This window comes from Bradyrhizobium ganzhouense (genome assembly GCF_049949285.1).
Taxonomy (GTDB): domain Bacteria; phylum Pseudomonadota; class Alphaproteobacteria; order Rhizobiales; family Xanthobacteraceae; genus Bradyrhizobium; species Bradyrhizobium ganzhouense.
Map to the genome: position 1 here is coordinate 7,256,645 of NZ_CP181318.1, position 20,625 is coordinate 7,277,269.

Below are 20,625 nucleotides of genomic sequence, written 5' to 3' on the forward strand. Positions count from 1 at the left end.
GGTCATGGCCTGGCTGAGGCCCCGCACCGGACGCGCGTAGCAAGCGCTCCTACACCGGATCGAACGCGCGGATCGGCGGCAGATTGCCGGTGAACTTCTCCACCTCCACCGCCGTGAGCTGGCCGGTGCAGCCCTGCGCAAAGGACGAGGTGCCGATGTCGCGGGTGAGCACGTTGGGATTGCCGTGCACGCAGAGCGGCGCCTCGTCTTCCGGGTCCATCGGGTCGTACCAGGCGCCGGTCGACAGCTGCACCACGCCGGGCGCGATGCCGTCGGTAACGTTCACCGCGGCCAGGCAGGCGCCGCGCTCGTTGAAGAGGCGAATGATGTCGCCATCGACGATCCCGCGCGCGTCAGCGTCGCGCGGATTCATCCGCGCGACCTCCCGGCCGCGATGTTTTGCGGCAAGCGAATGTCCGCCGAAGTCGAGCTGGCTGTGCAGCCGCGTCACCGGCTGGTTGGCGACGAGGAAGCATGGCGCGCCGGGCTTCGGCATGTCGCTCTTCTCGAGCCAGACCGGGTGTCCCGGACAATCCGCATCGTTATGAGCAGCGATCTTCGCGGAGTAGATCTCGATGCGTCCGCTCGGCGTCGGCAGCGCGTGCGCGACCGGATCCTCGCGAAAACTGCGCAGCCGGCCGCCATCATCAGGCTGCTGCGGCACGACCAGGCTGCCGCGCTGCCAGAACTCCTCGAAGCTTGGGGCTTCCAGGCCGCGCTTGGCGAGTGAGGCGCGGGTCGGCTCGTAGAGATGCTCCAGCCATTGCCGCGAGGTACGGCCTTCGGTGAAGGGTTCGCGCGCGCCCAGGCGATCGGCGAGGTCGGCAAAGATCTCGTAGTCGTCACGCGCCAGCCCGAACGGCTCGGCGATGCGGTGCATGGCGACCATCAAAGGATCATTGGTGGAATAGCCGATGTCCTCGCGCTCGAGCGTCATCGTCGAAGGCAACACGATGTCGGCGTGGCGCGCCGTCGCGGTCCAGGCGAGCTCGTGCACGACCAGCGTGTCGACCTTCGCGAACGCCTTGCGCAGGCGGTTGATGTCCTGGTGGTGATGGAAGGGATTGCCGCCAGCCCAGTAGACCAGGCGGATGTCCGGATAGGTGCGCGTCTCGCCATTGTAGCGATAGGTGCTGCCGGGGTTGAGCAGCATATCGGCGATGCGCGCCACCGGAATGAAATCACGGACGCCGTTGCGGCCCTGCCCCAGCGTCGGCCCCGGCACGTCGTTGACGCGGCGGCCATAGTAGCCGATCGCGCCCAACGAATAGGCGTAGCCGCCGCCGGGAAGACCGATCTGGCCGAGCGCTGCCGCCAGCACCATGCCCATCCAAACCGGTTGCTCGCCATGTTCGGCGCGCTGCAGCGAATGCGAGACGGTGATGAGCGCGCGCTTGCCGGCAAGGCGCCGTGCCAGCGTGCGGATGGTGTTCGCGTCGACGCCGCAGATCGCGGCGGCCCATGCAGCGTCCTTGGCCTGCCCATCGCTCTCCCCGGTGAGATAGCGCAAGAACACCGGCCACCCCTCGGTGTAGCGATCGAGGAAGGCCTGATCATGCAGACCTTCGCTGACCAGCGTGTGGACCATGCCGAGCATCAGCGCGGTGTCGGTGCCTGGGATGCAGGTCATCCATTCCGCGCCGGCCTCGACCGGCAGGTCCTCGCGCAGCGGGCTCATCAGGATGAACGCGCAGCCGCGCTTGCGCGCTGCTTCCATCGCACCGCGCTCGACATGCTTGCTGATCGAACCGCCGGCCACCATCGAGTTCTTCAGCGCCATCCCGCCGAAGGCGAGCACGATCTCGGTCTCGGCCGCGATCTGCTCCCAGGTGACATTGCGCTTGGTGATGTCCTCGTAGCCCGCCATGATCTGCGGCAGCAGCACCGAGGACGCACCCGAGGAGTAGGAATTCACCGAGCGGACATAGCCGCCCATCGCGATGTTGAGGAAGCGATGCACCTGGCTCTGCGCGTGATGCAGCCGGCCCGCACTCGACCAGCCATAGGAGCCACCGAACACGGCGCCGGGCCCGCGCGTGTCGCGGAGGCGCATAAGCTCGTCGCCGAGCAGATCCAACGCCTTCTCCCAGCTGACGGAGACGAATTCGTCGCGGCCGCGCCGGTCGTCGGGACCGGGCCCGCGCTCGAGCCAGCCGCGACGGATCGCGGGCTGGGCGACGCGCGCCTGGTGGCGCAACGCGCCGGGGAAATTGTCGATGATGCCGTTCGGGTCGGGATCGCCCGCATAGGCCCTCACTTCCAGCCCGGCTGCGCTGTTGCGTGCGGAAAACACGCCCCAATGCGAGGTGTGCGGCTTGAAGCCGTCCGACAGGTCGAGACCGGGGTCGGGGAAGCCAATCGTATCGTCCATCGCGTGGCCCTCATCGCGGAGCACCGCGCAGGCAGCTCCGGTCGCAACTACGATGCCAATATAATGAGGCGCGTGCGTGGAGGGCAACGGATTACCGATGCCTGGAACCGCGCGCATGGCCGCATCCCGTAGATCGCACGCCGGCCTGCGGCGCGCTCTCCCTCAACTGGTCATCCCGAGTTGTGTGCCGCTCAGCACTGGGCATCGACCCGCCATTTCGCCGCAGGGCTTTCCGACGTTGTCGGCATTGCCGCCTCGTCCCTGATGCAACATGATGGGGTGCCGGTGACGACTGTTCTTTGACGGTTGGAGGTCATCTGATGGACGAACACGACATCCGCGGCTTCGTCGCCGAGGTGAAGCAGGGCACGCTCTCGCGACGCGCGTTCATCCAGACCATGGCCGCGGTCGGGATCGCTGCTCCCGTCGCAAGCCAGATCCTGCTCTGGAACGACGTGGCGATGGCCGACGCCACGCTGGCCTACAAGCCGACCAAGGCCGGCGGCGGCGGTCCGCTCAAGCTCCTGCTCTGGCAGGCTCCGACGCTGCTCAATCCGCATTTCGCGCTCGGCACCAAGGACCAGGTCGCCTCGCGCGTCTTTTTCGAGCCGCTCGCCGGCTGGGACAAGGAAGGCAACCTCATCCCCTGCCTCGCCGCCGAGGTCCCGACCAAGGCGAATGGCGGTCTCTCCGCCGACGGCACCACCGTAATCTGGAAGCTGAAGCAGGGCGTGCGGTGGCACGACGGCAAGCCCTTCACCGCCGACGACGTCGTCTTCACGTGGGCTTACGCCGCGGATCTCGCCACCGCCGCCTACACCACGGGGTCCTATCAGAATATTACGGTCGAGAAGATCGACGACCACACCGTCAAGGTGATCTTCAAGGCTCCAACTCCGTTCTGGGCCGATCCCTTCGTGGGCTCGGTCGGCCAGATTCTGCCGAAGCATCACTTTGGCGACTATGTCGGCGCGAAGTCGCGCGACGCGCCGGGCAATCTGAAGCCGGTCGGCACCGGTCCCTACAAATTCGTCGAGTTCAAGCCGGGCGATTTGGTTCGGGCCGAACGCAATCCCGATTATCACGTCAAGAACCAGCCGTATTTCGATACGTTCGAGATCAAGGGCGGCGGCGACGCAGTCTCCGCAGCGCGCGCCGTGCTGCAGACCGGCGAATATGACTACGCCTGGAACCTGCTGGTGGAGGACGAGATCCTCAAGCGCATGGAGAGCGGCGGCAAAGGCAAAGTGGAGTTCACAATCTCAGGCGGCGTCGAGTTCATCATCCTCAACACGACCGACCCCTGGACCGAGGTCGACAGCGAACGCTCCAGCGCCAAGACCAAACACCCGACGCTGTCCGATCCGGCGGTGCGCCGGGCGCTCAACCTGCTGATCGACCGCGACGGGATCCAGAAGTTCATCTATGGCCGCGGCGCCGTCGCAACCGCAAGCTTCGTCAACCAGCCCGGTCAGTTCAAGTCGAGCAAGCTGAAATACGAATTCAACGTCGACAAGGCGAACGAGATTCTCGACGAGGCCGGCTGGAAGATGGGCGCCGATGGCATCCGCGAGAAGGACGGCAAGAAGCTCAAATACGTATTCCAGACGTCGATCAACGCGCCACGCCAGAAGACGCAGGCCATCATCAAGCAGGCTTGCCAGAAAGCCGGCATCGAGATCGAGCTCAAATCGGTCACCGCATCGGTGTTCTTCTCGTCGGACGTCGGCAACCCCGACACCTATTCGAAATTCTATTGCGACATCGAGATGTACAACACGACGATGCCGCAGCCCGATCCGGAGCGGTTCCTGAATCAATGCGTCTCCTGGGAGATTGCCAACAAGGACAACAAATGGCTCGGCCGCAACGTCTCGCGTTGGTCCGATCCCGAGGCGGACAAGGCCTACAAGGCCGCGCAACAGGAGCTCGACCCGATCAAGCGCGCCGCGCTGCTGATCAAGGTCAATGAGATTTTCTGTGAGGCCAACATCTTCCTGCCGCTGCTGTCGCGCTACATCACCGGCGGCGCCGTCAACAACCTCATGACCGACATCTCGGGATGGGACGTCACGACGTGGAATGTGGCGAGCTGGTATCGGAGTTGACGGCCGTCGCCTGAACACCCGGCTCCGCTAGTCTCAGCGCGCCGGGCCGCATGCCGTATTTGCGCATGATGGCTTTGCTGAGGGCGCTCTCGGACGCATATCCGACCTCGTCCGCAATCTTCGCGATCGGATCGGACGTGCCAGCGAGCCGCTTGCGCGCGATCGCCAATCTCAGATCGGACAGGAACGTCATCGGCGCGACGCCTGCGCGCTTCTGGAAACCGCGCACCAGCGTTGCGCGCGAGGCGATCGCGACCGCCGCCATCTCGTCGAGCGTCCAGTCGCGGGCGAGATCGCCAAGGATCGCCAGCACGACGCGGGCCGTCGTGCGGTCCTGCAATAGCGAAAGCGTCCCATTTCCGGAAGCCTGCTCCGTCAGATGATCGCGAAGCATCATGACGAACAGGGCTCTGGCGAGGTCGGCCGCGACCATCTCCGATCCGGCCCGCCCCACATCCAGCTCTTCGCGGATATCGAGCAACAGGCGCCGAAACCTTTCCAGCAACGGCTCTCCTGCCGTGCGCAGGATGATCTCGTCCGGAAGGGCCGCAATCAGAGGGTTCTCGTCTGAGGTTTCGAACAGGAAGCGGCCGCAGAGCAGCTCGGTATCAACGGCGGCATCAAGTGTGGCGCGCTGGCGGACACCGTTTCGGACTTCGGTCGAAACCCGCCCTGCAACGCCCCTCACCTCGCTTCGCACCAGGTGACTGTCTCCGTGCGGCAGCAGGAGAATGTCGCCGGCCTCCAGCCTTTGCGCGCCCAGGCCCGGCCTCTCGACGACGCATGAGCCGCGCGTTACCATGTGGAATTGCGCCCATCCCCTGCCATTCGGCGCGTGCAGCGACTCCCAAGCGCCGCCGAACCTGCAGGAATCGTCAATCACGGGGCGGATCCTGAACAGCGGCACCATCGCCTTCAACAATTCGGCTGCTTCAGCCTCCGACATTCGCACTCCTTGATCCGCCCGGACATGTGCTCGAGCCGCCCGGCCATTTCCCGGCACGGCAACCGCCGGCACATTAGAGGCCAGGAGACCAATGGAGGTTAACATGGCCATGCTCGACTGGAACAACTATCGCCGGCAGGTCGTCGCCGGCGTCGGCGAGATCGGGAAGCTGTCACCGGAGACGGTCAAGGGCTACGCGACCCTGAGCGGCGCGGGCGCCAAGACCGCACACCTCGACGCCAAGACGCGCGAGCTGATCGCGCTCGCCGTCGCCATCAGCCTGCGTTGCGACGGCTGTATCACCGTCCATGCCGCCGAAGCGAAGAAGCACGGGGCGACGGAAGGCGAGCTTGCCGAGGCGCTCGGCACTGCGATCTCGGTCAATGCCGGCGCCGCGCTGGTCTACGCGACACGTGCGCACGAGGCCTTCAAGGAAGCTTGAACGACAATAGGAGTGAGCGCGTCAACGCTCACTCCTTCTAACACAACCTAACGAGCAATCGTCGCGGCATGCGGTAAATGTCACGACATCAAGGCGATCCGGTTTTCCAAATCACACGATTATCAGCGGGAGGTCGCATGACGTCCAAGGCGCCAATTGATTTATCGCCACGCTCCGCGAGCGTTTCGCGTCGGGGCTTTGTGGGAGGCCTGTCGGCGGGCATTTTGAGCGTCGCCGCGACCGAGGTGGCCAATGCGGAATCGCTGGCCGACGTTCCCGATCGCGGGCCTGGTGCTGATCTCAGCGCGCACAGCGAGCGATCCCGCTTCGCCAAGATCGATCGGATCCCGGAGTCCACACCCGGCAAGCGCAACATCGACCCCAGCGATGCGATCAACTCCAAGACACCGCATCAGAAGCTGGTCGGCAACATCACGCCGACCGATCTGCACTACGAGCGCAGCCATTCCGGCGTGCCCGATATCGATCCCGCACAGCACCGGCTCCTCATCCATGGCATGGTCGGCAAGCCGCTGGTTTTCAGCGTCGACGATCTCAAGCGGATGCCGTCGGTCTCGCGGGTGATCTTCATCGAATGCACCGGCAACGGCTGGGAGAACTGGAAGAAGGCCGATCCCGATTTGACGGTGCAGAACACGCACGGTCTCGTCAGCACCAACGAATGGACCGGCGTGCCGCTCAAATTCCTGATCGACCTCGTCGCCAAGGACAAGGGCTCGACCTGGATGCTGGCGGAAGGAGGCGACGGCGCCGGCGTCGACCGCAGCATTCCCCTCACCGGCGAGATCGTGAACGAGGCTTTCGTTGCTTACGGGCAGAACGGTGAGCCGTTGCGGCCCGCGCACGGCTTTCCGATGCGGCTGGTGATGCCGGGCTTCGAGGGCAACCTCAACATCAAATGGCTGCGCCGCCTCAAATTCGGCAACGCGCCCTGGATGACGCGCTGGGAGACGGCGCGCTACACGCAGTTGCTGGCAGACGGCAAGGCGCGGCAATTCCAATTGAGGATGGACACCAACTCCGTCATCACCCAGCCGTCGGGCATGATGCAGATCCAGCCTGGCTACGTCAGCATCTCCGGCCTTGCCTGGAGCGGCCATGGCAAGGTCGCCAAGGTCGAGATCTCGACTGATGGCGCCAGGACCTGGGCCCAGGCGCAATTGAGTCAACCGGTGCTGTCAAAGGCGCAGGTCCGCTTCCAGATGGATTGGGTCTGGGACGGCAAGCCGACCAGGATCGTGAGCCGCTCGACCGATGAGCAGGGCAATGTCCAGCCGGACCGGCAGTCCTTCATCGCTGCGATGGGGACCAACGCGCTGTTTCACTACAACGCCCAGCAGACCTGGAGCATCGACGAGGCCGGGAGGGTTCGCAATGTCCTCGCATGACAAGCTGTTTCTCGCCGGCATCCTCGCTGTCGGCCTACTCACCGGCCCCGCCTTTGCCTTCGATTTCGGACGCCCGGCAACGCCAGCCGAGATCAAGCTGTGGGATATCGATGTCGGGCCTGACGGCAAAGGCCTGCCTGACGGCAGCGGCACGGTCGCACAAGGCAAGCAAGTGTTCTCGGATTATTGCTCGGCCTGTCACGGCGAGAACGGTCAGGGCGGCATCAAGGATCGTCTCGCCGGCGGACAGGGCACGCTCGCCTCCAACATGCCGGTCAAGACCGTCGGCAGCTTCTGGCCCTATGCAACGACGCTGTTCGACTACATCCATCGCGCGATGCCGTATCCGACGCCAGGCTCGCTCAGCACCGACGAGACCTACGCCGTCACCGCCTACATCTTGAGCCTCAACGGCATTGTTCCCGCCGACGGCAAGGTCGACAAGGACAGTCTGCCGAAGATCAAGATGCCCAATCGCGACGGCTTCATTCCAGAGCCGGAATTCGACCCGGCCCGGCTATTCCACAACAAGTGAGCGGGCGACGATGAGGCTTTCGGTACTGATCAGGATCGTCGCTCTAATCGCAACCATATGTTCATGGGAGACACAAGCCATGGCCACAGACGGACTCATCACCATCAAGAGCAACTTCGGACCTGAGGACACGATGAAGCGGCTGGAGGCCGAGGTGAAGGCCAAGGGCCTGACCGTGTTTGCCCATGTCGATCACGCCGCGGGTGCGACCGCGGTCGACCTGAAGCTGCGGCCGACGGACCTTCTGATCTTCGGCAATGCCAAGGGCGGCACGCCGTTGATGCAGCAGGCGCAGACTGTCGGCATCGACCTGCCGTTGAAGGCGCTGGTCTGGCAGGACGACCAGGGCACGACCTGGCTGTCCTACAACGATCCGGCCTATCTCGCCGGCCGTCACGGCATCGGCGAACCGGCCAAGGCCGCCGTCACCGCGATGACGGCTGCGCTGCATGCCATCGCGACCAAGGCCACTGCGCCATAAGCGCGTCGCGCGCCCGAGGAGAGGCCCATGACCAGCACCGATAATCAGTCGACCGCGCCATCCAGCCCCGGAGGCGGCAAGCTCTCCAGATGGGTCGTCATCGCGGTCCTGTCCGCCCTGCTCATCGCCGCCTGCGTTCTCGGCTATCTCGGCTGGACCAGCACAGACACCAAGGTGCCTGAGGCGGGCTATGTCGCGCTGGTGCTCGGCGTGGTGTTCTCGCTGGTCGTCGGCGCCGGCCTGATGGCGCTGGTGTTCTAGAGCAGCCGCAAGGGCTACGACGAACCCGTGGTGCTGATTCAGGAGCCGGAGAGCGATCCGGACGATGGACGCAACCCGCACTGACGACACATGATCGCCGCGCGGAACTGGGCTGCGTTGCCATCTCTTGGACTTCAGTCAATTGGCAGGCTAGTTCTGGCTTGATCCGGAATGCTGAAAGGGCCTCGGTGTCAACCGAGGCCTTTTTCGTGCCCGGGCGTGTCCCCGTTGCAATTGTCTGAAATGAAGCCATACGACAACAGAGCCTGGTTCCTGGTGCTGCCTGCCCTGGTCATCGTGACCTTCGTCGGAATCCTCCCTCTGGTCGCCGTCACCAATTACTCCTTTCAGGACCTGTTCAGCCTGAACAACCCCTATTGGGTCGGCGTCGACTGGTACCGGAACATCGTCACCTCGGAGCGATTCTACGCGAGCTTGGGGCGAAGTTTTCTGTTCTCGGCCATCGTGCTGTCGATCCAGCTGCCGCTCGGCGTCTGGATTGCGCTTTTGCTGCAACGATCGCATCGCTTCGTCGTCAGCACCGTCCTCGTTCTGATCACCGTGCCGCTCGTGGTGCCCTGGAACATGATCCCGGTGATCTGGCTCAACTTCATCAATCCCAATATCGGTCTCGCCGGCCGGATGATGGCCTGGCTGGGTTTCGGCTTCGACTACAAGTTCAATGCCCTGCACACCTGGATCGTGCTGGTGGTGATGGACACCTGGCACTGGCTGGGTCTTGTCGTCGTGCTGGCCTATGCCGGCATCTCCAGCATTCCGCCCGCCTACTATCAGGCCGCCGCCATCGACGCCGCGTCGCCATGGCAGGTGTTTCGCTTCATTCAGCTGCCGAAAATGAAAACCGTGATGTCGATGGCCGTGCTGCTTCGGTTCATGGACAGCTTCATGATCTATATCGAAGCCTTCCGCATCAATGCCGGAGGCCCCGATAGCGCCACCGCATTTCTCAGCCTCGACCTCGGCGAGGAGATCCAGTCCTTCAACTACGGACCGTCCGCGGCCCGCTCGATCGTCTACTTCCTGATCGTCCTGACGGTCGCCTGGACTTTCAAGGCGGCGACGAGCACACAAGCGCCGGTCGCCATGGAGCCGGCCAAGTGAAATCGCCGTCATCCCTGGGACGGATCGCGTTGTTCACAATGGTCGGTGCCTTCGTCCTGGTGCCGCTGGCGCAGACCATCATCACGAGCTTCGTCTCGACGCTTCCGAGAGCGGGGATCGCGGAAGGGCATTTCAGCCTCGTCAACTACCAGAACATCCTTCATTCGCCGCTTCTGAAGGAAGCGATTCTGAACTCCATCATCTACGTCGTGCTCAACGTCGCGCTTTGTCTCGGCGTCGGATTGCCGGCCGCCTATGCGTTCGCGCGCTACAGCTTCGTCGGCGACCGGCAGCTGTTCTTCCTGCTGCTGGTGTTCCGCATCACCCCGACCGTCGTACTGTCGCTGCCGATCTTCGTTCTGTTTGCGCAAGTAGGCCTGGAAAATACCCCGGTCGGCATCGCGCTGGTTCACTGCGTCTTCAACATCCCGATCTCGATCTGGATCCTGGAGGGCTTTATCGCATCAGTGCCGCGCGAGTTCGACGAGACGGCCTTTCTGGACGGCCATTCGCTTCCCAGCTTCTTCTTCCGCCATCTCGTTCCGGCCATCGCGCCGGGCATCGGTGTGACCGCGTTCTTCTGCTTCATCTTCTCCTGGGTGGAGGTGGTGCTGGCGCGCATCCTGACGACGACCGGCGGCAAGCCGATCACCATGGCCATCAACGCGCTGTTCGGCTTCCGAACCGATTTCGGCCTCGTCATGGCGATGACCGTGCTCGCGCTCGTGCCGGGGGTAGCGATGATCTATTTTGTGCGGAACCATCTCGCCAAGGGCTTTGTGATCCGCACGTAAGCCGTATCGATCAGATGCCCCAGCGTAGCGCCGCGGTATGAACGGGAGCGTCCCACAATTCCTTTGACTGGCTGTCGAGCACGGAGACGGTAATCGAGGCACCGGCCATGTCGAGGGACGTCACATAGGATCCGGTCAGGAAGCGCGTCGCCGTGATCCCGGCTCCGTCCAGAATGCGCTTGGCGCTGTTGGCCATCAAATAGAGCTCGATCAGAGGCGTCGCGCCGAACCCGTTGATGAGAAGCAGGGCTTCGCTGCCCTTGCTGGGTGCGAGATCACCCAGGATCGCGTCGAGCATCTCGGCCGCAATCGCATCGGCAGATCCCAGCGGCACCCTGCGGCGACCCGGCTCGCCGTGAATGCCGACGCCCATTTCCATTTCGTTGTCAGCCAGCGTGAAATTCGGCCGGCCGGCCGCCGGAACGGTGCACGGCAGGAGCGCCACGCCCATCGAACGGGTGCGGCGATTGACGTCATCGCCGAGCGTCTTGAGCGCGGCGAGCGGCATGCCTTTTTCGGCCGCAGCGCCGATCATCTTCTCCACGATCAGCGTGCCTGCGACGCCGCGGCGGCCGGTCGTGTAGGTCGATTTCTCGACCGCGACGTCGTCGTTGGTCACCACACTGACGATCCCGCGCCCGGCCATCTCGGCGGCCATGGTGAAATTCATCACGTCGCCTTCGTAGTTCTTGACGATGAAGAGCACGCCTGCCCCGGTGTCGACGGCCTCCGCCGCCTCGATCATCTGATCCGGCGTCGGCGACGTGAAGACCTGGCCCGGACACGCGGCATCGAGCATGCCGACGCCGACGAACCCCGCATGGAGCGGTTCATGGCCGGAGCCGCCGCCCGAGATGAGCGCAACCTTGCCCGGCTTCAGGGTACGGCGGCGCACGAACTTCCGCTCGGCGCCGAGCAGCAGGATATCGGCATGTGCAGCCGCCAACCCGTCGAGACTCTCTTCGAGCACCGTGTCGGTGCTGTTGATCAGCTTTTTCATGGCGTCCTCCCGGTTATCTTTTTTTGCGTTTCGAATTCGTCAGCCGATGCTTTCGGCGTAGCGCGCGAGCTGAGCAGCGAAGTCGACGATCAGCTGCTCGAGCGCGCGATTCTTCTTGTCGTCACCGAGATCGGGCACCGTCACGGTAACGACACGGGTGCGCGCCTCGCGATGGGCTCCGCGCAGCCGCCCCGGATGCGCGCGCCCATAGGCTTCGAGGAAAGCCGCACGCTCGGCACCTGCGAGATGGCAGACCTCGAAGATGATGGGAACATGCTTTGCCGGAATCGGCACCAGATAGGCCGGATTGGTGATCTGGCTCACGAAGGAGCGGTTCTTGCCGAGCGCCGCCGCGAGCTTCAACCGCGTCCCGGACGGCCGGTTGTCGAGCGCCCGCCGCAGGATGAGCTTGTAATCTGCGACATTGCTGTCGCCGGGCCGGCTCGTGTCTTCGCCTGCATCATCAGTCATACGGTCACCCCGGCGATGGCGGCCTTGAGCCGAGCCACCGCAATCGGCGAGACCGAGAGGGTCGTCAGGCCTGTCGCCAGAAGCGCCGCCGTCAAGCGCGTATCGGCCGCGGCATCGCCGCAGAGCGAGACCTCGACGCCGCGCTTGCGCCCGGCCTCGACTGTCCGCGCGATCAGCGCCAGCACGGCCGGATGACCGGCGTCGTTGAGGTCGGCAACAGCGCTGATGTCGCGCGCCGCAGCCATCGTATATTGGGTCAGGTCGTTCGACCCGATGGAATAGAACGCCGCGCCAAAGTCCTCCGCGCATAGCGCTGCCGCCGGCACCTCGACCATGATGCCGAGCGGCGGCCGGGCGCAGGCGATGCCTTCTGCCGTGAGGGCCGCAAACTCCGCATCCAGCATGGCGTTGGCGCGATCGAGCTCTGCGGGGATCGCGACCATCGGCAGCATCACTTTCAGCGTCCCATGAACGGCTGCACGGCACAGCGCCCGCAACTGCACGCGAAACACCTCCGGCCGTGCAAGCGAGAGGCGGATCCCGCGCAGGCCCAGGAATGGATTGCGCTCGCCATCGACCGTCAAGCCGGCGATCGGCTTGTCGCCGCCGGCATCGAGGGTGCGGATCGTCACAGGCCGTCCCGCAGCCCATTCGAGAATGCGCCGATAGACCGCATGTTGCGCATCCTCGTCGGGCAAGCCCCTCGATCCCTCGAACAGAAACTCCGTCCGCACGAGGCCGATGCCGTCGCAAATAGCCGGATCGAGGCCTGCGAGGTCTTCGGGCGCGGCGACGTTGAGAAGGACGGCGATGCGCCGGCCATCGGCCGTCAGCGCCGGCTTCAGGCGGCCGGCATCGGCAGCAATCTGCGCGGCATTCGCGGCCGCCATGCGGTGCTCGAACAGGCGGCGCGTTTCGGGCTTGGGATCAAAGATCACGGTGCCGGCGTCGCCGTCGACCAGCGCCAGTGACGGCGGCTGTCCGTTCCATGGCAACGGCCCCAATCCGACCACCATGGGAGCGCCGCGCGCCCGCGCGAGCATCGCGACATGCGACGACGGCGATCCACTAGCCAGGGCAATGGCGCCACCACGGGCCCAGTCGACAGCCAGAAACGTCGACGGCGAAATGTCATCACCCATGACGACGGAATCGCCCGAGATCTTTGCAATCGCATCAGCACCATTCAGACCCGCGAGCACGCGGTCGCGGATATCGACCAGATCGGCGGCACGGGCCCGGAAATATTCCTCATCCGCCGCGCGATAGCCGGCGATCTCCGCGTCGAGCGCCGCGCGCCAGGCTTCATCGGCCGCCGCACCGCCTGCAACAGCTTCGTAGGCCCCCTCCGCAAGCGCGTCGTCGCCGAGCATCGCGACCTGGAACTCCAGAATCTCAGCGGCCTCGCCATGAACCGTCGCAATCAGCTCGACGAGCTCCGCTGCTGCCCGCTCGATCGCTGCTTTCAGCGCTGCGGCCTCCTGAGCGGGATCGCCCTTCACCGCTCTGCGCACCACGGCACTCGTCAGCACGGCGACCGGGCCGATGGCGAGACCTGGCGAGGCGGGGCGGCCGGTGAGATGGATCTCGCCCACGATTCTACGCCTCGCCGAAACCGTCATGCACCAGCGCCAGCATGGCCGCGAGCGCCGCCTCGCCATCGGGACCTGCAATGCGGAAATGCAGCGTTGCGCCCTGCGGCGCCTTCACACGCATCACCTTCACAGGGCTCTTGGCGTCCGTCCAGGGTCCGTCGGCGGCGAGCGCGATTTCGATCTTTGCGGTAAAGCCCTTTGCCAATTGCGTGAGCTTCACCGATGGCCGTGCGTGCAGGCCGACCGGATTGACGAGGACCGCGGAGGCGGTCAGCGGCGCAAACGTCTGGGCCGCCCGGTTGGCGTTGGCATCATGCATAGAATTCCTCCGCGCTGCGCTTGACGGCGGCAAGCGGCGAGCCGCCCGAAGACTCGGTCGCAGCGATCACAGCCCCCTCGACCACCGGGGCATTGCAGACCAGGACGCGCGCGCGCCGATCCTCAGGGAGCATCTCCACCGCCATCTCCGAATTGGTCTCGGCGCCGCCGAGGTCGACAAGGATCGCAACGCCTGCCGGTGACCAGGCCGTCTCGATCGCCTCGAGGATTCCTGCAACGTTCGTACCGAGCCCGCCGTCCACATCGCCGCCGGTCCAGGCCAGCGGCACCGCGTCTCCGACCATCTGGCGCACCATATCGGCCGCACCTTCCGCGATCTTCGGCGAATGCGACACGATGACAATTCCGACATTGCCGGGACGTAGACTGCTCATGTATTGACCTCGAACTCCAGTGTCTCAATTGCTGCGCCGATCAGAAGGGACACCGAGCGCGAGCCCGGGTCCATATGACCGATGGAGCGTTCGCCAAGAAACGACGCACGGCCGCGAATCGCCTGCATCGGCGTGGTGCGATCGGCCGCTTGCGCAGCCTCGGCCGCAATCGCCTTGGCGTCGCCGCCTCCGGCTAGAACGGCGTGAACCGGCACCAGGACATCCAGCAGCGTCTTCTGCCCGGCTTCGGACCGGCCGCGCGCCTTGACGGCATCGATCGCCTTCTCCGTCGCCGCGACGAGATCGGCCCGGCTCGGCTGTTCCGGAAGCGCCTTGCCCAGCTCCATGAAGAAGGTCCCGACCAGCGGCCCCGAAGCACCACCGACCTTCATGACCAAAGTCATTCCGATCGCCTTCAGCATCTCCGGGAGCGATTTGTCGGCAAGGCCCGGCAATGTCGCGAGCACGGCCTCGAAACCGCGCTTCATGTTCAGACCATGATCCCCATCGCCAATCGCCTGGTCGAGGCTCGTCAATTCGTCCGCGTGTTCGATCACCGCCCCCGCCAGCGCCCGCACCAGTCTTTCCCTGGCTACCCGATCAAGGCTCATGCCGCTACCCTCCAGCCCTTCGCATCGAAAAACAGCGGCTTGTTCAGATGGAGCGAAACAACATCTCCGGCACCGAAGCCCGCCTCGGGATCCGCCAGGGTCACAACAGGCCGGCCGGCGAGATCGAGATGGAGATGGCTCTGGTCGCCGAGGTGTTCGACCCGTTTGACGGTCGCCGACACGTCGCCACCGCCGCGCGCAATTGTGAGGTGCTCGGTCCGCGCACCGATCGTCTCGGCGCCATCAGGCGCGCGGCCGAACAGTGCTGCCGGCAGCAGATTGATCGTGGGCTGGCCCAGCCTTGCTGCGACATGCGCGTTGATCGGGTTCTCGTAGATCTCGCGTGGCGATCCGATCTGCATCAGCCGTCCGCCTTCGATCACGCCGATGCGCGAGGCCATGGTCATCGCCTCGGTCTGGTCGTGGGTGACATAGAGGATGGTCGCGCCGAGATCGACCTGGATGCGCTTGAGCTCGAGGCGCAGCTCGCCGCGCAGCTTGGCATCCAGCGAGGAAAGAGGCTCGTCCATCAGATAGATCGAGGGCGAACGAACCAGGGCGCGGCCGATTGCAACGCGCTGCATCTGCCCGCCCGACAGCTGCGTCGCCTTGTTGTCCAGCTTGGTCTCGATGTGAAGCAGGCGCGCCACCTCCTGCACCTTCGCGCGAATATCGGCTTCGGGCACGCGGCGGGTCGGCGCGCGCAACGCGAACGCCATGTTCTCGAACACGGTCAGATGCGGATACAGCGAATATTGCTGGAAGACAAAGGCGACATCGCGGTCCGCCGGCGCATCGCCGGTCACGTTGCGTCCGTCGATCCGAATCGAACCGCTGTCCGGCTGCTCCAATCCGGCGATCAAACGCAAGGCCGTGGTCTTGCCGGCACCCGTCGGCCCGAGCAATGCGACGAATTCGCCGTCGCCGATGGTCAGCGACAGATCGCTCACGGCCTGCGTCTTGCCGAAGGCCTTGGAAACAGCGTTGATCTCGACCTCAGCCATGCGCACCTCCCTCATGCAGCGCGGTGCGAATGGCCCGGCCCGACGCCTTGTCGAAGATCGACAGCGTATCGGGGCGGAAGTCGAGCCCGACGGTCTCGCCAGTCCGAAACGATTTGCTGCTCGGTGAGCGGGCCTTCAGCGCGCCGTAGTGCGTCGTCACGGTCACGATCTGCGTCGTGCCCAGATATTCCGTCCCATAGACCTCGCCGCGCACCATGCCGCGATCGGTGAAGCGCACATGCTCGGGCCGCACTCCAAGCACGAGCTCGCTTTCCGCCATCGCCTCGCGCGCAGTCGGAATTGCAACGTCGCGCTCACCGAGCCGGATCGCCTCTGCGCCGGTCTGCAGGCCGCCACGGAACGGCAGGAAGTTCATGGGCGGCGAGCCGATGAAATCCGCGACGAACAGCGAAGCCGGCCGGTCATAGATGTCGCGGGGGCTAGCAACCTGCTCGACGACGCCATTGTTCATGACCGCGATCCTGTCGGCCATCGCCATCGCCTCGAGCTGGTCATGCGTGACATAGACGGTCGTTGCTCCCAGGCGGTCATGCAGGGCCCGCAGCTCATGAATCATGGCCTCGCGCATCTCGGTATCGAGCGCGCCGAGCGGCTCGTCCATCAGAAAACACTTGGGCTTGCGCACGATCGCCCGTCCCAGCGCGACGCGCTGACGGTCGCCGCCGGCAAGGCCCGACACGGAGCGGTCGAGGAGATGGGAGATCCGCAGGATGCGCGCGGCCTCGACGACACGCCGGTCGCGCTCGGCCGCACTGATTCCTTCGCATTTCAGGGGAAAGCCGATGTTGCGCCGGACATTCATGTGTGGATAGAGCGCGAAGAGCTGGAACACGAAGGCGATGTCGCGCGCCGATGCGCGGTTCATCGTCACGTCCTCGCCATCGAGCCGGATGGTGCCTGCCGTCGGCAGCTCCAGGCCGGCAATCATGCGGAGCGTGGTGGTCTTGCCGCAGCCGGACGGTCCGAGCAGGCATAGGAATTGGCCGTCTTCCACCGTGAAGCTGGCGGACTTGACCGCATGAAACGCACCGAAGGATTTGTCGAGCGCCTCGACCCTGATCTGTGCCATCGCGTCCTACTCCCGAACCTTCGACACGATGGTGAACATCACCGTGCCGAACAGGGTCGTCGCAAACGACCAGGAATACAGCGTCAGCGAGAATGGCTGCATCAGCATGACGACGCCGGCGGCGATGATCGTGGTCGCTGCGGCCTCTAACGGACCACGGCGCAGAATGCGGTCCGCAAGACCGTGACGCGCGATGGATGGGGTGGCATCGATACTCATTTGCGGACGGCTCCAAAGGTGATGCCACGCAGCAGATGCTTGCGCAGAAGCACCGTGAACACCACGATCGGCACCAGGAACAGCGTGGTTCCGGCAGCCACTGCGGGCCAGTCCTGCCCGCCCTCGCCGATGATGATCGGAATGAAAGGCGGCGCCGTCTGCGCGTTGCCCGAGGTGAGAAGCACCGCGAAGGCGTATTCGTTCCAGGCGAAGATCAGGCAGAAGATCGCGGTTGCCGCAATTCCTGTGGTCGCCTGCGGCAGCACCACTTTCACGAAGGCCTGGAAGCGGGTGTATCCGTCGATCATCGCCGCCTCCTCGTACTCGCGCGGGATTTCGTCGATGAAACCCTTGAGCAGCCAGACCGCGAGCGAGACGTTGACCGAGGTGTAGAGCAAGATCATCCCGAGCCTCGTGTCAGACAATCCGATGGTGCGGTACATCAGATAGATCGGGATCGCGACCGCAATCGGCGGCATCATCCTGGTCGATAGAATGAAGAACAGCAAATCGTCCTTCAGGGGTACGCGGAACCGCGAGAAGCCGTAGGCCGACAAGGTGCCGAGCGCGACGGCGAGCACGGTCGAGCCGAACGCGATGATCAGGGAATTGATAAAGCGCGGCACATAGTTCGAGGGACCGGCGACCACCATGTTGCGGCTGCGCGCGATGCTGTCGCACATCCCCTGCGGCGGGCCCAGTGAGCGGATGAACTCCGGCGTCTGGCGCGAGCGCGTCGTGAACAGGTTGCAGAAGCCTTCAAGCGACGGCTTGAACATCACCTTGGGCGGATAGGAGATCGCATCGTCCGGCGACTTGAAGGCAGTGAGCATGATCCACACCAGCGGGATCATGGTGATGACGGCATAGAGCACGACGAGCGAGCCGGCAAAGCGCCGCGTAGTGGTCGACGGCTCGACGACGGAATGGGCTGCGGTGGCTGAGGTCATCGGCTTTTCACCTTGTTCAGCGCCTTGACGTAGATGTTGGCGAGGCCGAAGACCGTCACGAACAGGATGATCGCGAAGGCCGAGGAATAGCCGGTGCGCCAGCTCTCGAACGCCGCACGCTTGAGCGTGATCGAGGCGACTTCCGTGGTTGATCCCGGCCCGCCGCCGGTGAGCAGATTGACCATGTCGAACATCTTGAAATTCTCGATGCCGCGGAACAGCACCGCCAGCATGATGAACGGCAGCGCCATCGGCAGCGTGATCGACCAGAACTGCCGCCATTTCGACGCGCGATCGACCTCGGCCGCTTCATAGATGTAGTCCGGGATCGAGCGCAGGCCTGCCAGGCAAATCAGCATCACATAGGGCGTCCACATCCAGGCATCGACGATGACGATGGCCCAGGGACTCAGCGTGACATCGCCCAGCATCTGGAACGACGAGGCCGCGCGACCGGTGAAGAAGGCGACCACGTAGTTGAACAAGCCGATCTGCGGCTGGTAGAGGAACGTCCAGAAATTGCCGACGACCGCGGGCGACAACATCATCGGCAACAGGATGATCGTGGTCCACATTCCGTGGCCACGGAACTTCTTGTCGATGAGGTAGGCCAGGCCAAATCCAAGCACGGTCTCGATTACAACGGTCCAGATCACGAAATGCGCCGTCACCTGCATCGCGGCCCAGATGTCCGGATCGGTCAGGATCGACTGATACCAGTCGGCCCCGAGCCAGATCGTCGGCACGTTGGCGCGATTGGCGCGGTAGTTCGTGAACGAGAGATAGATCGTCCACAGCAGCGGGAAGATATTGATCGCCAGCAGCAGCACGATCGTCGGCGTGATGAAGAGCCAGGCGAGCGTCTTGTCCGACAGGCCCCGGATACGACGCGCCATGCCTGGCCGGACCATGACGGCCCGATAGGTGATCCGCGAAGAGGCACTCAATTCATTCATTGCATCGACCGATCCTGGAACCCGGCGCGTCGACGATGCGACAGTTCCGGTCATCTCGAAGGAAAGTCCGGAGCGCGAGCGCACGCGCTCCGGACGAGCTACTTCAGAACTTCTTGCCTTCTTCCTTGAAGATCGCCTTCCAGTCCTTCACCAGACCGTCGAGCGCTTCCTGCGCGGTGCCCTTGTCGGCCACCACATAGTCATGCACGCGCTTCTGCTCGGCCTGCAGCAGCTGGGCGTAGGACGGCTCGGCCCAGAAATCGACGACCATTCCCATCGACTGCAGGAACTCCTTCGCGAACGGCGCGCTGGTCGGGAAGCTCGGATCGTTCAGCACGGACTTGGCGCAGGAATAGCCGCCGAGCGCCCACCACTTCTTCTGGACGTCGCCGCCCGAGAACCACTTGATGTATTGCAGCGCCTCGGCCTGGTTCTTGGAGTAGGAGACCACCGAGATGCCCTGGCCGCCGAGCTGCGTCGCCTGCCCGGCGGGACCTGCCGGATTGACGAAGAAGCCGATCTTGTCGCCGCCGACATTCGGGTCCTTGTAGAGGCCCGGGAAGAAGGCGAAGAAGTTCATCTGCAGCGCGACCTGGCCGGACTTGAAGGCATCAAGCCCCTCCGACATGTAGGAGTTGGAGGCGCCGGGCGGCGTGCAGCACTTGTAGAGCTCCTTGTAGGCTTCGAGCCCCTTCACGGCGCCGGCTGAGTTCACGAACCCGTCCATCGCATAGGGCTTCTTCGGATCGTCGTATTTGAAGCCGTAGTCGTAGAGGTAGTTCGAGACGCCCATGGTGATGCCTTCCGAGCCACGCTCAGTGTAGATCGATGCGCCATAGACCTTCTTGCCGTCGATCTCGCGGCCCTGGAAGAATTGCGCGATGTCCTTGAGCTCATCGAGCGTCTTCGGCACCCCGATATCGCGGCCGTATTTGGCCTTGAAGTCCTTCTGCACGTCCGGCCGTGCGAACCAGTCCTTGCGATAGGTCCAGCCCACCGCATCGCCCATCGCCGGCAGCGCCCAGTAGTTCGGCGTGTTCTTCGGCCACTCGGAATAGCCGACCACCGTGGCCGGCATGTAGTCGTCCATGCTGATTCCTTCCTTCTTGAAGAAATCATTGAGCTTGACGTACTGGCCGTTCTCCGCGGCGCCGCCGATCCATTGCGAATCGCCGATGATGAGATCGCACAGCGAGCCGTGCGAATTGAGTTCGTTCAGGAAGCGATCGGCGTAGTTGGTCCACGGCACGAATTCGAACTTCATGCCGATACCCGACTTGGCAGTGAAGTCCTTCGACAATTCGACCAGCGCGTTGGCCGGATCCCATGCGGCCCAGCACAGCGTGATGGTCTTGCCTTGCGCCTGTGCGGGCGTGGTCCCCGCTCCGACACTGAGCGCGGCGGCAACAGCCCCGCATGCCACAACAAGCGTCTTCATCGTTCGTTTCATTACACGTTCCCTCCGAGTGGGCCGGCCATCGACATGGCGCGGCTTTCCAACCCGCTCGAATGCTTCGAGCAGAGCGACACAGTCCGTGACGAGCTGA

Annotated in this window: 22 protein-coding genes; 8 read left to right on the forward strand and 14 right to left on the reverse strand. The window is 64.1% G+C overall.

What is annotated here, in order from left to right:
* Positions 1-49 precede the first annotated feature (49 nt).
* A complete protein-coding gene (locus ACLFLU_RS33685; protein ID WP_426409010.1) occupies positions 50-2,371 on the reverse strand; it encodes a molybdopterin guanine dinucleotide-containing S/N-oxide reductase in 2,322 nt (773 codons plus the stop codon).
* Between the two features lie 320 nt (positions 2,372-2,691).
* Between ACLFLU_RS33685 and ACLFLU_RS33690 the strand changes: the two genes are divergently transcribed.
* Positions 2,692-4,479, forward strand: coding sequence for a peptide ABC transporter substrate-binding protein (locus ACLFLU_RS33690; protein ID WP_426409011.1), 1,788 nt, complete (start codon positions 2,692-2,694; stop codon positions 4,477-4,479).
* On the opposite strand, the gene ACLFLU_RS33695 is transcribed toward ACLFLU_RS33690, so the two are convergent.
* Positions 4,442-5,425 carry a cupin domain-containing protein gene (locus tag ACLFLU_RS33695; protein WP_426409012.1) on the reverse strand — a complete coding sequence of 328 codons (984 nt, stop codon included), beginning with the start codon at positions 5,423-5,425 and terminating at the stop codon, positions 4,442-4,444. The genes ACLFLU_RS33690 and ACLFLU_RS33695 overlap by 38 nt on opposite strands.
* A gap of 103 nt (positions 5,426-5,528) precedes the next feature.
* Between ACLFLU_RS33695 and ACLFLU_RS33700 the strand changes: the two genes are divergently transcribed.
* The 7 genes from ACLFLU_RS33700 to ACLFLU_RS33730 all read left to right on the forward strand — a co-directional run bounded on the left by ACLFLU_RS33700 (position 5,529) and on the right by ACLFLU_RS33730 (position 10,469).
* Positions 5,529-5,867: a carboxymuconolactone decarboxylase family protein gene (locus ACLFLU_RS33700; protein WP_426409013.1), complete on the forward strand. Its 339-nt coding sequence runs from the start codon at positions 5,529-5,531 to the stop codon at positions 5,865-5,867.
* 224 nt (positions 5,868-6,091) lie between these two features.
* Positions 6,092-7,276, forward strand: coding sequence for a sulfite dehydrogenase (gene soxC, locus ACLFLU_RS33705; protein WP_426409014.1), 1,185 nt, complete (start codon positions 6,092-6,094; stop codon positions 7,274-7,276).
* Positions 7,263-7,811 carry a c-type cytochrome gene (locus ACLFLU_RS33710; RefSeq protein ID WP_426409015.1) on the forward strand — a complete coding sequence of 183 codons (549 nt, stop codon included), beginning with the start codon at positions 7,263-7,265 and terminating at the stop codon, positions 7,809-7,811. The genes soxC and ACLFLU_RS33710 overlap by 14 nt, the downstream gene beginning before the upstream one ends.
* Before the next feature lie 10 nt (positions 7,812-7,821).
* The gene (locus ACLFLU_RS33715; protein ID WP_426409016.1) at positions 7,822-8,292 is read left to right on the forward strand and encodes a DUF302 domain-containing protein; all 471 of its coding nucleotides are present in this window, start codon (positions 7,822-7,824) and stop codon (positions 8,290-8,292) included.
* A gap of 27 nt (positions 8,293-8,319) precedes the next feature.
* Entirely contained in the window at positions 8,320-8,553 is a 234-nt protein-coding gene (locus ACLFLU_RS33720; RefSeq protein WP_426409017.1) for a hypothetical protein, read from the forward strand.
* Positions 8,554-8,796: 243 nt separating this feature from the next.
* The gene (locus ACLFLU_RS33725; protein ID WP_426409018.1) at positions 8,797-9,675 is read left to right on the forward strand and encodes a carbohydrate ABC transporter permease; all 879 of its coding nucleotides are present in this window, start codon (positions 8,797-8,799) and stop codon (positions 9,673-9,675) included.
* A complete protein-coding gene (locus tag ACLFLU_RS33730; protein ID WP_426409019.1) occupies positions 9,672-10,469 on the forward strand; it encodes a carbohydrate ABC transporter permease in 798 nt (265 codons plus the stop codon). Before ACLFLU_RS33725 ends, ACLFLU_RS33730 begins: the two co-directional genes overlap by 4 nt.
* Positions 10,470-10,479: 10 nt before the next feature.
* Here ACLFLU_RS33730 and dhaK read toward each other — a convergent pair whose 3' ends face one another.
* The 12 genes from dhaK to ACLFLU_RS33790 form a co-directional block, all read right to left on the reverse strand.
* Entirely contained in the window at positions 10,480-11,469 is a 990-nt protein-coding gene (gene dhaK, locus ACLFLU_RS33735) for a dihydroxyacetone kinase subunit DhaK (RefSeq protein ID WP_426409020.1), read from the reverse strand.
* A gap of 39 nt (positions 11,470-11,508) precedes the next feature.
* Positions 11,509-11,940 carry a hypothetical protein gene (locus tag ACLFLU_RS33740; RefSeq protein ID WP_426409021.1) on the reverse strand — a complete coding sequence of 144 codons (432 nt, stop codon included), beginning with the start codon at positions 11,938-11,940 and terminating at the stop codon, positions 11,509-11,511.
* Positions 11,937-13,535 carry a phosphoenolpyruvate--protein phosphotransferase gene (gene ptsP, locus ACLFLU_RS33745; RefSeq protein WP_426409022.1) on the reverse strand — a complete coding sequence of 533 codons (1,599 nt, stop codon included), beginning with the start codon at positions 13,533-13,535 and terminating at the stop codon, positions 11,937-11,939. The genes ACLFLU_RS33740 and ptsP overlap by 4 nt, the downstream gene beginning before the upstream one ends.
* Positions 13,536-13,539: 4 nt before the next feature.
* Positions 13,540-13,854 carry an HPr family phosphocarrier protein gene (locus ACLFLU_RS33750; RefSeq protein ID WP_426409023.1) on the reverse strand — a complete coding sequence of 105 codons (315 nt, stop codon included), beginning with the start codon at positions 13,852-13,854 and terminating at the stop codon, positions 13,540-13,542.
* Positions 13,847-14,248, reverse strand: coding sequence for a dihydroxyacetone kinase phosphoryl donor subunit DhaM (gene dhaM, locus ACLFLU_RS33755; RefSeq protein ID WP_129267357.1), 402 nt, complete (start codon positions 14,246-14,248; stop codon positions 13,847-13,849). Before dhaM ends, ACLFLU_RS33750 begins: the two co-directional genes overlap by 8 nt.
* Complete coding sequence (gene dhaL, locus ACLFLU_RS33760; protein ID WP_426409024.1) at positions 14,245-14,859, reverse strand: dihydroxyacetone kinase subunit DhaL; 615 nt, start codon at positions 14,857-14,859, stop codon at positions 14,245-14,247. The genes dhaM and dhaL overlap by 4 nt, the downstream gene beginning before the upstream one ends.
* The gene (locus tag ACLFLU_RS33765) at positions 14,856-15,863 is read right to left on the reverse strand and encodes an ABC transporter ATP-binding protein (protein ID WP_426409025.1); all 1,008 of its coding nucleotides are present in this window, start codon (positions 15,861-15,863) and stop codon (positions 14,856-14,858) included. Before ACLFLU_RS33765 ends, dhaL begins: the two co-directional genes overlap by 4 nt.
* Positions 15,856-16,953 (reverse strand): ABC transporter ATP-binding protein, encoded by a 1,098-nt coding sequence (locus tag ACLFLU_RS33770; RefSeq protein ID WP_426409026.1) that lies wholly within the window; start codon positions 16,951-16,953, stop codon positions 15,856-15,858. The genes ACLFLU_RS33765 and ACLFLU_RS33770 overlap by 8 nt, the downstream gene beginning before the upstream one ends.
* Positions 16,954-16,959: 6 nt before the next feature.
* On the reverse strand, positions 16,960-17,172 hold the full coding sequence (locus tag ACLFLU_RS33775; RefSeq protein WP_426409027.1) for a hypothetical protein: 213 nt from the start codon (positions 17,170-17,172) through the stop codon (positions 16,960-16,962).
* Positions 17,169-18,122, reverse strand: a complete 954-nt coding sequence (locus ACLFLU_RS33780) for a carbohydrate ABC transporter permease (RefSeq protein WP_426409028.1) — start codon at positions 18,120-18,122, stop codon at positions 17,169-17,171. Before ACLFLU_RS33780 ends, ACLFLU_RS33775 begins: the two co-directional genes overlap by 4 nt.
* Complete coding sequence (locus ACLFLU_RS33785) at positions 18,119-19,078, reverse strand: carbohydrate ABC transporter permease (protein ID WP_148773015.1); 960 nt, start codon at positions 19,076-19,078, stop codon at positions 18,119-18,121. The genes ACLFLU_RS33780 and ACLFLU_RS33785 overlap by 4 nt, the downstream gene beginning before the upstream one ends.
* 103 nt (positions 19,079-19,181) lie before the next feature.
* Positions 19,182-20,516: an ABC transporter substrate-binding protein gene (locus ACLFLU_RS33790; RefSeq protein WP_426409029.1), complete on the reverse strand. Its 1,335-nt coding sequence runs from the start codon at positions 20,514-20,516 to the stop codon at positions 19,182-19,184.
* Positions 20,517-20,625 lie beyond the last annotated feature (109 nt).

What these genes read in the sequence shown, in the direction of transcription:
- ACLFLU_RS33695 (WP_426409012.1), bottom strand. Translation starts at nt 5,425, where the DNA reads ATGTCGGAGGCTGAAGCAGCCGAATTGTTGAAGGCGATGGTGCCGCTG.
- ACLFLU_RS33725 (WP_426409018.1), top strand. Translation starts at nt 8,797, where the DNA reads ATGAAGCCATACGACAACAGAGCCTGGTTCCTGGTGCTGCCTGCCCTG.
- dhaK (WP_426409020.1), bottom strand. Translation starts at nt 11,469, where the DNA reads ATGAAAAAGCTGATCAACAGCACCGACACGGTGCTCGAAGAGAGTCTC.
- ACLFLU_RS33710 (WP_426409015.1), top strand. Translation starts at nt 7,263, where the DNA reads ATGTCCTCGCATGACAAGCTGTTTCTCGCCGGCATCCTCGCTGTCGGC.
- ACLFLU_RS33685 (WP_426409010.1), bottom strand. Translation starts at nt 2,371, where the DNA reads ATGGACGATACGATTGGCTTCCCCGACCCCGGTCTCGACCTGTCGGAC.
- ACLFLU_RS33770 (WP_426409026.1), bottom strand. Translation starts at nt 16,953, where the DNA reads ATGGCACAGATCAGGGTCGAGGCGCTCGACAAATCCTTCGGTGCGTTT.
- ACLFLU_RS33790 (WP_426409029.1), bottom strand. Translation starts at nt 20,516, where the DNA reads ATGAAGACGCTTGTTGTGGCATGCGGGGCTGTTGCCGCCGCGCTCAGT.
- ACLFLU_RS33765 (WP_426409025.1), bottom strand. Translation starts at nt 15,863, where the DNA reads ATGGCTGAGGTCGAGATCAACGCTGTTTCCAAGGCCTTCGGCAAGACG.
- ACLFLU_RS33785 (WP_148773015.1), bottom strand. Translation starts at nt 19,078, where the DNA reads ATGAATGAATTGAGTGCCTCTTCGCGGATCACCTATCGGGCCGTCATG.
- ACLFLU_RS33715 (WP_426409016.1), top strand. Translation starts at nt 7,822, where the DNA reads ATGAGGCTTTCGGTACTGATCAGGATCGTCGCTCTAATCGCAACCATA.
- ACLFLU_RS33740 (WP_426409021.1), bottom strand. Translation starts at nt 11,940, where the DNA reads ATGACTGATGATGCAGGCGAAGACACGAGCCGGCCCGGCGACAGCAAT.
- ACLFLU_RS33750 (WP_426409023.1), bottom strand. Translation starts at nt 13,854, where the DNA reads ATGCATGATGCCAACGCCAACCGGGCGGCCCAGACGTTTGCGCCGCTG.
- ACLFLU_RS33690 (WP_426409011.1), top strand. Translation starts at nt 2,692, where the DNA reads ATGGACGAACACGACATCCGCGGCTTCGTCGCCGAGGTGAAGCAGGGC.
- dhaM (WP_129267357.1), bottom strand. Translation starts at nt 14,248, where the DNA reads ATGAGCAGTCTACGTCCCGGCAATGTCGGAATTGTCATCGTGTCGCAT.
- ACLFLU_RS33780 (WP_426409028.1), bottom strand. Translation starts at nt 18,122, where the DNA reads ATGACCTCAGCCACCGCAGCCCATTCCGTCGTCGAGCCGTCGACCACT.
- ACLFLU_RS33700 (WP_426409013.1), top strand. Translation starts at nt 5,529, where the DNA reads ATGGCCATGCTCGACTGGAACAACTATCGCCGGCAGGTCGTCGCCGGC.
- dhaL (WP_426409024.1), bottom strand. Translation starts at nt 14,859, where the DNA reads ATGAGCCTTGATCGGGTAGCCAGGGAAAGACTGGTGCGGGCGCTGGCG.
- ACLFLU_RS33720 (WP_426409017.1), top strand. Translation starts at nt 8,320, where the DNA reads ATGACCAGCACCGATAATCAGTCGACCGCGCCATCCAGCCCCGGAGGC.
- ACLFLU_RS33775 (WP_426409027.1), bottom strand. Translation starts at nt 17,172, where the DNA reads ATGAGTATCGATGCCACCCCATCCATCGCGCGTCACGGTCTTGCGGAC.